An 8870-nucleotide genomic window follows, 5' to 3' on the forward strand; every position below is an offset into this window, starting at 1 on the left:
GGCTTTCCTCCGGGCGCTTCCCTTCGGTCTTTCGTGTCTCCAGCCTAGCAGATCCGATTTCCTTCTCTGCCACCCGCTGGAGCGGGCTGCCGGGCCGTTCTCCGCTTTCGCGTTTCCCTTTCCGGCGGTTCCGACTCTATCAGATCCTTTCGGGCCTGATTCCCAGTCAGAGGGGTTTGTCTTTCCGGCCCTTCGGCCGTTCCGACGTCCCAAACTCTAGCGGATTTCCGTGGCGCCTCATAATCGGGGCGCCCGGATGAATTGCGGCATGCCGAAATCCATCCCGAGGGAAGAATCGTGCTGGGTTTGGGTGCCGCATCAGCGGCCGAGTGGCCGCCGCAGAACCGTTCCGGTCCCGCGACAACCCGAAGAACTATACGGACCGCCTACGTCCGCGTCAACCACCCACCACGGCGGGGTCCGTGCCGTCAGTCGAGGTCCTTCAGCCGGCCCTCCGCGTCCGGCTGGGCGTGCTCCACGCGGCGCAGGAGGCGGATCAGCAGCTCGCCGAGGACGCCGCGCTCGTCACCGGACAGGTCCTGCAGCAGCTCCTCCTCGAACGTGGTCGCCATCCGCATGGCCTCCAGCCACTTGGCGCGGCCTTCGTCCGTCAGCTCGACGATCACGCGGACCCGGTTCGTCTCGTCGCGGTCCCGGGTGACCAGGCCCTCGCCGGCCATGCGGTCGATGCGGTGCGTCATGGCCGCGGGGGTCAGTCCGAGGCGCTTGGCGAGCTGGCTCGGGCCCAGCCGGTACGGGGCGCCCGAGAGGACGAGGGTCTTGAGGACCTCCCACTCGGTGCTCCCGATGCCCAGCTCGGCGAGCTGGCGTCCGTACGCCACGTTCATGCGGCGGTTCAGGCGGCCGAGTGCCGAGACGACCTGTTCGACCTGGGGGTCGAGGTCGCGGTACTCGCGCTGGTAGGCGGCGATCTGCTCGTCGAGGGTCGGTTCGACGCTCGGCACATGGGCTTCCGGCATGTCCCGGAGTATCCCACGGAAGTCGTTCGCGTCGAAGTCCTTCAGTGTGTACAGTTAACCATCGAACTTTACCTTTGAAGTCTTCAGGCTTCAGTCCTACGACATTGAAGTGGGTGAGTGTGACCAAGGCGAGGGGCGCAGCGATGCGCCGGATTCAGGCGGGCAACGCGCTGAGCGCGTTCGGACTCGGGTTCACCGTTCCGTATCTCTATGTGTACGTGGCGCAGGTCAGGGACCTGGGCGCCACGACGGCGGGCGTCGTCCTGGCGGCGTTCGCCATGGCGGCCCTGGCCGTGCTGCCCTTCACGGGCAGGACCATCGACCGGCGCGGCCCCCTGCCCGTCCTCGTCGCCGCCGCCCTCCTCGCCGCGCTCGGCGCGCTCGCCATGGGCCTCGCCGGGAGTGTCACCACCGTCATCGGTGCCGCCGCGCTGCTCGGCGCCGGCACGGCCGTCATGCAGCCCGCGCTCGCCACGATGATCGTCTGGAGCTCCGCCCCGGACACCCGCACCCGGGCCTTCGCCCTCCAGTTCTTCCTGCAGAACCTGGGCCTCGGCATCGGCGGCCTCATCGGCGGTCAGCTCGTCGACGAGAGCCGCCCCGGCAGCTTCCTGCTGCTGTTCTCCATCGAGGCGGCCATGTTCGTCGTCCTCGCCGTGATCGCCGCGACCGTGCGCATGCCCCGCACCCCCGCCATCGCCGACGCCCGGCCCGGCCACGCCGGCGCTCAGGGCGCGGGCGGGCTGCGGACCCTGCTCGGGCACCGGGCGATGGTCCAGCTGTGCGTCCTCGGGTTCGTCCTCTTCTTCGCCTGCTACGGACAGTTCGAGTCGGGCCTCGCCGCGTACGGGACCGAGGCCGCCGGGATCGAGCCGTCGGTCCTCGGCATGGCGCTGGCCGCGAACACCGCCGTCATCGTCGCCGCCCAGTTCCTGGTGCTGCGGTTCGTGGAGCGCCGCCGTCGCAGCCGGGTCATCGCGGCCGTGGGCCTGATCTGGGCCGTCGCCTGGCTCATCGCCGGGTACGCGGGCCTGGGCCACGGCAGCCAGGCCATGGCGACCGCCGCGTTCATCACCACCTACGGTCTCTTCGGGCTCGGCGAGGCGATGCTGTCGCCGACCGTGGCGCCGCTCGTCGCCGACCTGGCGCCCGAGTCGATGGTCGGCCAGTACAACTCGGCGTTCGCCCTGGTCAAGCAGCTCGCCTTGGCGGTCGGCCCCGCGGTGGGCGGGCCCATGGGCGCCGCGCTGCACGGGCCGTACATCGTGACGTTCGTGCTGTTCTCGCTGGGCATCAGCGTGTTGGCGCTGCGCCTGGGGCGGGGCCTCACCGTCGCGCAGGACCACCCGCACGCCGTGCGCTCCCGGGTCGTCGCCCGGCACGCGCCCGAAGGCCGGGCCACCGCCGTCGACGCGGCCGCCTGACCGCGTCGGGACACACCGCACTCTCCGCCCCCGACCGGGCCCCTCATGGGCCCGGCCGGGGGCGGAGGTGCTCGTCCCGGCCGAATGCGGAGGTCTCAGGGGGTCAGCCGGGGAGGGCGAACTCGCACCACACGGCCTTCCCGCCGCCCGGCGTGCGGCGGCTGCCCCAGGACGAGGCGATCGTGGCGATGATCGAGATGCCGCGGCCCGCCTCGTCCTCGGTCTCCGCGCGGCGCCGGCGCGGCAGGTGGTCGTCCCCGTCCGTCACCTCGATGATCAGCCGCCGGTCTGTGCGCCGCAGCCGCAACCGCATCGGGGGCGTGCCGTGCTGGAGGGAGTTCGCCACCAGCTCGCTCGTCGCCAGGACGCCCAGGTCGCGCAGCTCCACCGGGAACCGCCAGCTCGACAGCACCCCGGAGGCGAAGGCTCGCGCGCGGGGAGCCGCCTCCACACCGCCCAGCAGGTCCAGCGCCGCGTTGTGGAACAGCTCCGCGTCCGCCCCGGACCGCGCCGGGTGCTGGAGCACCAGTACCGCGACGTCGTCGTCGTGCTCGGCCGTCACCCCCAGGGAGCGCAGCAGCCGGTCGCACACCACCTGCGGGGCGCCCGACGCGCCGGACAGCGCCCGCTCCAGCGCCGCGACCCCTTCGTCGATGTCCTCGCCGCGCCGCTCGACCAGGCCGTCCGTGTAGAGGACGGCGGTCGAACCGGGCGGCAGGGCGATCGTCCCCGACGTGTGCAGCCACCCACCCGTGCCCAGCGGCGGCCCCGTCGGATCGTCGGCCCGGCGGATCGAGCCGTCCTCGTCCCGCACCAGGATGGGCAGGTGCCCGGCGGACGCGTAGACCAGGCGGCCCTCGTTCGGGTCGTGGACCGCGTACACGCAGGTGGCGATCTGGCTCGCGTCGATCTCCGCGGCCAGACCGTCCAGCAGCTGCAGCACCTCGTGCGGCGGCAGGTCCAGGCGCGCGTACGCCCGCACCGCCGTACGCAGCTGCCCCATGACCGCCGCCGCCCGCACGCCGCGGCCCATGACGTCCCCGATGACGAGCGCCGTACGGCCGGCGCCCAGTGTGATCACGTCGTACCAGTCGCCGCCGACCGCCGCGTCCGTACCGCCCGGCTGGTAGGTCGCGGCGACCCTCAGGTCGTCCGGCTGCTCCAGCTCCTGCGGCAGCAGCGACCGCTGGAGGGTCACCGCCGTCTGGCGGTGGCGGCGCTCACTGGCCCGCAGCCGCTCCGCCGCCTCGGCGTGGTCCGTGACGTCCGCCGCGTGCACCAGGACCCCGCCGCCGGGGCGCGCCGGCCGGCCGTGGTGGGCGGGGACGTCGACGGGGAGGCACGAGACCGTGAAGGAACTGCCGGTCTGCGTCCGGCGGGACTTCACCGTCCGCGGCTTGCCGCTGCGCAGCACCTGGTCCATGAGCGGAAGGAGGCCCAGGTCGGCGAGTTCCGGGCAGTCGTCGGCGACCGTGCTGCCCGGCGCGCGGTGCCCGAACACCGCGGCGTAGGCGTCGTTGACGTAGGCGACGCGGTGCTCCGGGCCGTAGGTGAGCGCGACGAGGCCGGGGAGGTGGCTGAGGATCTCCCGCACGGAGAAGTCCTCCAGCGACGGCGGCGCGGGGAGCGGAGCGGGCGCGGCGGCCACGGCGGACGCGGCGGACGCGGCGGCTGCCGCCTGGGCGGGCGCGGCGGCGGTGCCACCCGGGCCGGCCGTCCCGGACGCACCGGGCGCACCGGAGGCCCCGGGCGTGCCGGGCGTGCCGGGCGTGCCGGGCGTGCCGGGTGGTGCGGCGTGGCCGCCGTCGGGGCCGTCGGCTGTACCGGCAGCACCGAGCCCGTCGAACGCATCGGGTGCATCGGATGGCGGCAGGGGCGCGCCCGGTGCCGTCGCACGCCCGTCCGACGCGGCGAGCAGCGCCGACGCCCCGTCGGGCGCGCCGGCGGGCGCCGCGGGGCCGTCGGGCGGCGACCCCGCCTGCCGGCCGTACTCACCCCGCGCTGCGGGCACGGCACCCTCGCCCCGCTGCCCCGGCGAACCCCCCTGATCGGACCTGCGCGCGGCGGCGCGGCGCTGCGTACCGGGAAAGCGGGCGCTCCAACGCGTGAAGTTCACGGATCTCTATGCCTCGTGGTGTCGTTGCCGTGCTGAGTCACTCTGTGCAGGGGTGAGCCCACCTATGGTCACACGTCCAGTGTGACCGAACACACTGACAAAGGCCGTCAGTCGTTCGTGGGACCGTTCTGCTTCGTCTGCGGCGCGCCCCCCAGATCACCGCCGCCTCTCCCGTCCCCGTCGTCACCCGTGTCATGGGCGTCGGGCGACGAGTCGGAGGTGACGGCCATGTCCGCCGGAGGCGGGGGCGGGCCCGCGGCGAGGGCGAACTCCGCGCGCGGGTGCTCCAGCGAACCCAGCGACACGATCTCCCGCTTGAACAGCCCCGCCAGCGTCCACTCCGCCAGCACCCGGGCCTTCCGGTTGAACGTCGGGACGCGGCTGAGGTGGTACGCCCGGTGCATGAACCAGGCCGGGTAGCCCTTCAGCTTCCGCCCGTAGACGTGCGCGACGCCCTTGTGCAGGCCGAGGGACGCCACGGACCCCGCGTACCGGTGCGCGTACTCCTGGAGCGGCCGGCCGCGCAGCGACGCCACGAGGTTCTCCGCGAGGACCTTCGCCTGGCGGACGGCGTGCTGGGCGTTCGGCGCGCACTCCGCGCCCCCGGCCTTCGCCGTGACGTCCGGGACGGCCGCCGCGTCCCCGGCCGCCCACGCGTGCTCCACGCCCTCCACCGTCAGGCGGGCGGTGCACCGCAGCCGGCCCCGCTCGTTCAGCGGCAGCCCGGTCGCCGCGAGCACCGGCGCCGGCTTCACCCCGGCCGTCCACACGACCGTGCGTGTCGGGAAGCGGCTGCCGTCGCTGAGGACGGCCACCCGGTCCACGCACGACTCCAGACGGGTCCCCAGCCGGACGTCGATGTTCCGGGCGCGCAGCTCCCGCACCGTGTACCGGCCCATCTCCTCACCCACCTCGGGCAGGATGCGGTCGCTCGCCTCGACCAGCACCCACTTCATGTCCTCGGCCCGGACGTTGTGGTAGTACCGCGCCGTGTAGCGGGCCATGTCCTCCAACTCCCCCAGCGCCTCCACGCCGGCGTACCCGCCTCCGACGAAGACGAAGGTCAGCGCGGCGTCCCGGATGGCCGGGTCGCGGGTGGAGGACGCGATGTCCATCTGCTCGATGACGTGGTTGCGCAGCCCGATGGCCTCCTCGACCGTCTTGAACCCGATGCCGTGGTCGGCCAGGCCGGGCACGGGGAGCGTGCGCGAGACGGAGCCCGGTGCGAGGACCAGCTCGTCGTAGGTCAGCTCCAGCGGGCCCGCCGCCTCCTCGTCCGACGCGAGGGTCCGGACGGTCGCCGTGCGCTTGGCGTGGTCGAGCGACTCCACCTCGCCGATGACGATCCGGCACCGGTCCAGGACCCGGCGCAGCGGCACCACGACGTGCCGGGGCGAGATGTTCCCCGCCGCCGCCTCCGGGAGGAACGGCTGGTACGTCATGTACGGGTCCGGCGAGACCACCACCACCTCGACCGCCCCGCTTCTCAGCTCGTCGCCGAGCTGCCGCTGCAGGTGCAGGGCGGTGTACATACCGACATAGCCGCCGCCGACGACGAGAACGCGCGCACGAGTCGGGGATTCGGCGGATCCCCGCGAGATAGCAGCCGTCACCATCCCATGACGCAACGGGCGCCGGTGTTTGTCCACAGGCTCGACGGATTGTGTGACCGGTGGAGCGGGGAGGCGCGGGGTGGCGCTTCCTCCCGCCGGTAGGCGGAAAGCGCACGTCAGGGTGGGCGTGCGGGCCGATGGGCGGTATGGCAATCGGGAGTCTTCCGGGCCTTGCTCCGATCGGGGGGCGCACCGGACGGAACTACCCCTTCTGAATTGACTCCGTCTCAACTATGTTCGTATCTCATCGGGGTGCGGGATCGCCGTGCGTGGACCAGGGCGCGGCGGGGTCGGACCCCGGATGTCAAGGCGGGGAGTCTCCGGGGGGAGACATCGAATGACCGGGGGAACGCTATGCACATTCAGGATTCGCATGGGCGGGCGCGGACCGCGCACACCATCGGCGGAATGACCGTGTCCGGGGCGAACGGCACGACCGGCGCGAAGGGTGCCAACGGTGCGAGCCATGGATCCGCGGGGTCCGCGGGACCGGGCGGGACCGGCGGGCCGGGTGTGCCGGGCGGCGTACCGGCGGGCGTACCGGGCCGGCTCGGCGGTGTCGGAGCGGCCGGTGCCACCGCGGCCTCCGGGCACACCGCGCGGCCCGCGCCGCTCCGCGTGGACGCCCAGCGCAACCTCGAGCACGTCCTGCGCGCGGCGCGCGAGGTGTTCGGCGAGCTGGGGTACGGCGCGCCCATGGAGGACGTCGCCCGCCGCGCCCGCGTCGGGGTCGGCACGGTCTACCGCCGCTTCCCGAGCAAGGACGTACTGGTCCGCCGCATAGCCCAGGAGGAGACGGCCCGCCTCACCGAGCAGGCCAGGACCGCCCTCGGGCAGGAGGACGAGCCCTGGTCGGCGCTCTCCCGCTTCCTGCGCACGTCCGTCGCCTCGGGTGCCGGCCGCCTGCTGCCGCCGCAGGTCCTGCGCGTGGGCGTCGACGTGGAGGAGGTGCCCGCCCCGGCCACGCCGGAGGACGCCCGCGTACCGCACCAGCGCGGCGCCTCCACCCAGTCCGGCCTGCGGGTCGTCACACCGCGCGCGATACCGGCCGCCGAGCTCGACGACGCCGGGGTCTCCGAGCTCCTCGACGTCGTGGGCCGGCTGGTGAACCGCGCCCGGGAGGCCGGCGAGCTGCGGCGGGACGTGACGGTCGCGGACGTGCTGCTCGTCATCGCCACGGCGGCACCGTCCCTGCCGGACGCCGCGCAGCAGAGCGCCGCCTCCACGAGGCTCCTCGACATCCTGCTGGAGGGCCTGCGCTCGCGCCCCGCGTGACGGGCGAGGATACGCCGAACACCCGCCCGTGGGCGTGGGTGTTCGGAAGGTCTCCCCGGATGAGTGGATGATCCGCTCGGGGCGGCGGCGCCCTCCACCCGCTGTGGCACGCTGGGCCGGTGTTCCGGTCTGAGCAGGGGTACGGGGGCGGTCGCGTTGCACGGTGACGGTCGCGGAGAGCCGTTCGGCGCCGACGCCCTCGGAGCGGCCGGCGGACGGCGCCCCGCACAGGTGCCCAGCCAGGGCGGCCGCGGGTCGCGCCGCCGGGCACCCGACGGCGGCCGCGGCGTCCCCCCGCAGCGGGACCGCGGCCGCGACCGCCCGGCCGGCGACTCCCTGCTTCCGCCACCCGTGGAACTGCCCCCGTCCGATGCCGAACTCGTCCAGCTCATGCGCGGTGGCGACGACTCCGCGTACGAGGAGCTGTTCCGCCGGCACGCCGCGGCGGTACGCAGGTACGCGCGCACCTGCTGCCGTGACCAGCACACGGCGGACGACCTCACGGCGGAGGTGTTCGCCCGCACCCTCCAGGCCGTGCGGCGCGGCGCCGGCCCGGAGCAGGCCGTCCGGGCGTACCTGCTGACGACCGTCCGGCACGTCGCCGCCGCGTGGACGAAGACCGCCCGGCGCGAGCAGCTCGTCGAGGACTTCGGGCTGTTCGCGACGGAGGCGGCCCGCGCCTCGGAGCCGTCCGCCGTCGGCGCCGACCAGCTCGGCGCCGACGTCCGGGCCATGCACGAGGCCGAGCAGTCCCTCGCCGTGCGGGCGTTCCGGTCGCTGCCCGAGCGGTGGCAGGCCGTGCTCTGGCACACGACCGTCGAGGAGGAAACACCGAGCGAGGTGGCACCGCTGTTCGGGCTGACGCCCAACGCCACGGCGGTACTGGCCAGCCGCGCCCGCGAGGGGCTGAAGCAGGCCTACCTCCAGGCACACGTCAACCGGGCCCTCACCACGGGCGGCGACTGCGCCCGGTACGCCGACCGGCTCGGCGCCTACGCCCGGGGCGGCCTGCGCGTGCGAGCGGAGCGGGGGCTGCGCAGGCACCTGGAGGAGTGCGCGCGCTGCCGGCTGGCCGCCGGAGAGCTGGCACAGGTCAACGCGGGCATCCCGGCGGTGGTGCCGGTCGCCGTGATCGGCTGGATCGCCGCCGGGTACTCCGTGAAGGCGGCGGGCGTCATCACCGGAGGCACGGCCGGTGCCGGGGCGGCGGGTGCGGGTGGTGCGGCGGCGGCGGCGGGGGCCGGGGCCGTGGCGGCGGGCGCGGGCGGCTCCGGAACCGTGGCTGGTGGCGGGGCGGCGGGCGGCGCGGGGGCCGTGGCTGGTGGTGCGGGGAGTGGGGCTGGTGCTGCCGCGGGCGGGGTCGGTGGTGCGGCTGGCGTCGGTGGGGCCGCGACCGGGGTCGGTGGTGCGGCTGGCGGTGGGGGTGTGCCGGGTGCGGGTGGTGCCGCCGGTGGGGGTGTGG

The 8870-nt window shown here is 74.3% G+C and carries 6 protein-coding genes; 3 read left to right on the forward strand and 3 right to left on the reverse strand.

All coding sequences use genetic code 11. The annotated features are described in order from the left end of the window. Nucleotides 1-428: 428 nt before the first annotated feature. Nucleotides 429-980 carry a MarR family winged helix-turn-helix transcriptional regulator gene (locus LPA54_RS32360; protein WP_228984353.1) on the reverse strand — a complete coding sequence of 184 codons (552 nt, stop codon included), beginning with the start codon at nucleotides 978-980 and terminating at the stop codon, nucleotides 429-431. Between the two features lie 143 nt (nucleotides 981-1123). Between LPA54_RS32360 and LPA54_RS32365 the strand changes: the two genes are divergently transcribed. Further along, nucleotides 1124-2404 (forward strand): MFS transporter, encoded by a 1281-nt coding sequence (locus tag LPA54_RS32365; RefSeq protein WP_228984354.1) that lies wholly within the window; start codon nucleotides 1124-1126, stop codon nucleotides 2402-2404. A gap of 103 nt (nucleotides 2405-2507) precedes the next feature. On the opposite strand, the gene LPA54_RS32370 is transcribed toward LPA54_RS32365, so the two are convergent. Continuing rightward, nucleotides 2508-4520, reverse strand: a complete 2013-nt coding sequence (locus LPA54_RS32370; RefSeq protein WP_228984355.1) for a SpoIIE family protein phosphatase — start codon at nucleotides 4518-4520, stop codon at nucleotides 2508-2510. A gap of 107 nt (nucleotides 4521-4627) precedes the next feature. Beyond that, nucleotides 4628-6136: an NAD(P)/FAD-dependent oxidoreductase gene (locus LPA54_RS32375; protein WP_228984356.1), complete on the reverse strand. Its 1509-nt coding sequence runs from the start codon at nucleotides 6134-6136 to the stop codon at nucleotides 4628-4630. Nucleotides 6137-6541: 405 nt separating this feature from the next. Between LPA54_RS32375 and LPA54_RS32380 the strand changes: the two genes are divergently transcribed. Both LPA54_RS32380 and LPA54_RS32385 read left to right on the forward strand, forming a co-directional pair. Further along, complete coding sequence (locus LPA54_RS32380; RefSeq protein ID WP_228984357.1) at nucleotides 6542-7408, forward strand: TetR/AcrR family transcriptional regulator; 867 nt, start codon at nucleotides 6542-6544, stop codon at nucleotides 7406-7408. 390 nt (nucleotides 7409-7798) lie between these two features. Next, on the forward strand, nucleotides 7799-8870 hold a 1072-nt coding region (locus tag LPA54_RS32385), incomplete at its 3' end, for a sigma-70 family RNA polymerase sigma factor (RefSeq protein ID WP_228984358.1).

It is taken from the genome of Streptomyces sp. DH12, assembly GCF_020873895.1.
In the GTDB taxonomy this organism is placed as follows: Bacteria; Actinomycetota; Actinomycetes; order Streptomycetales; family Streptomycetaceae; genus Streptomyces.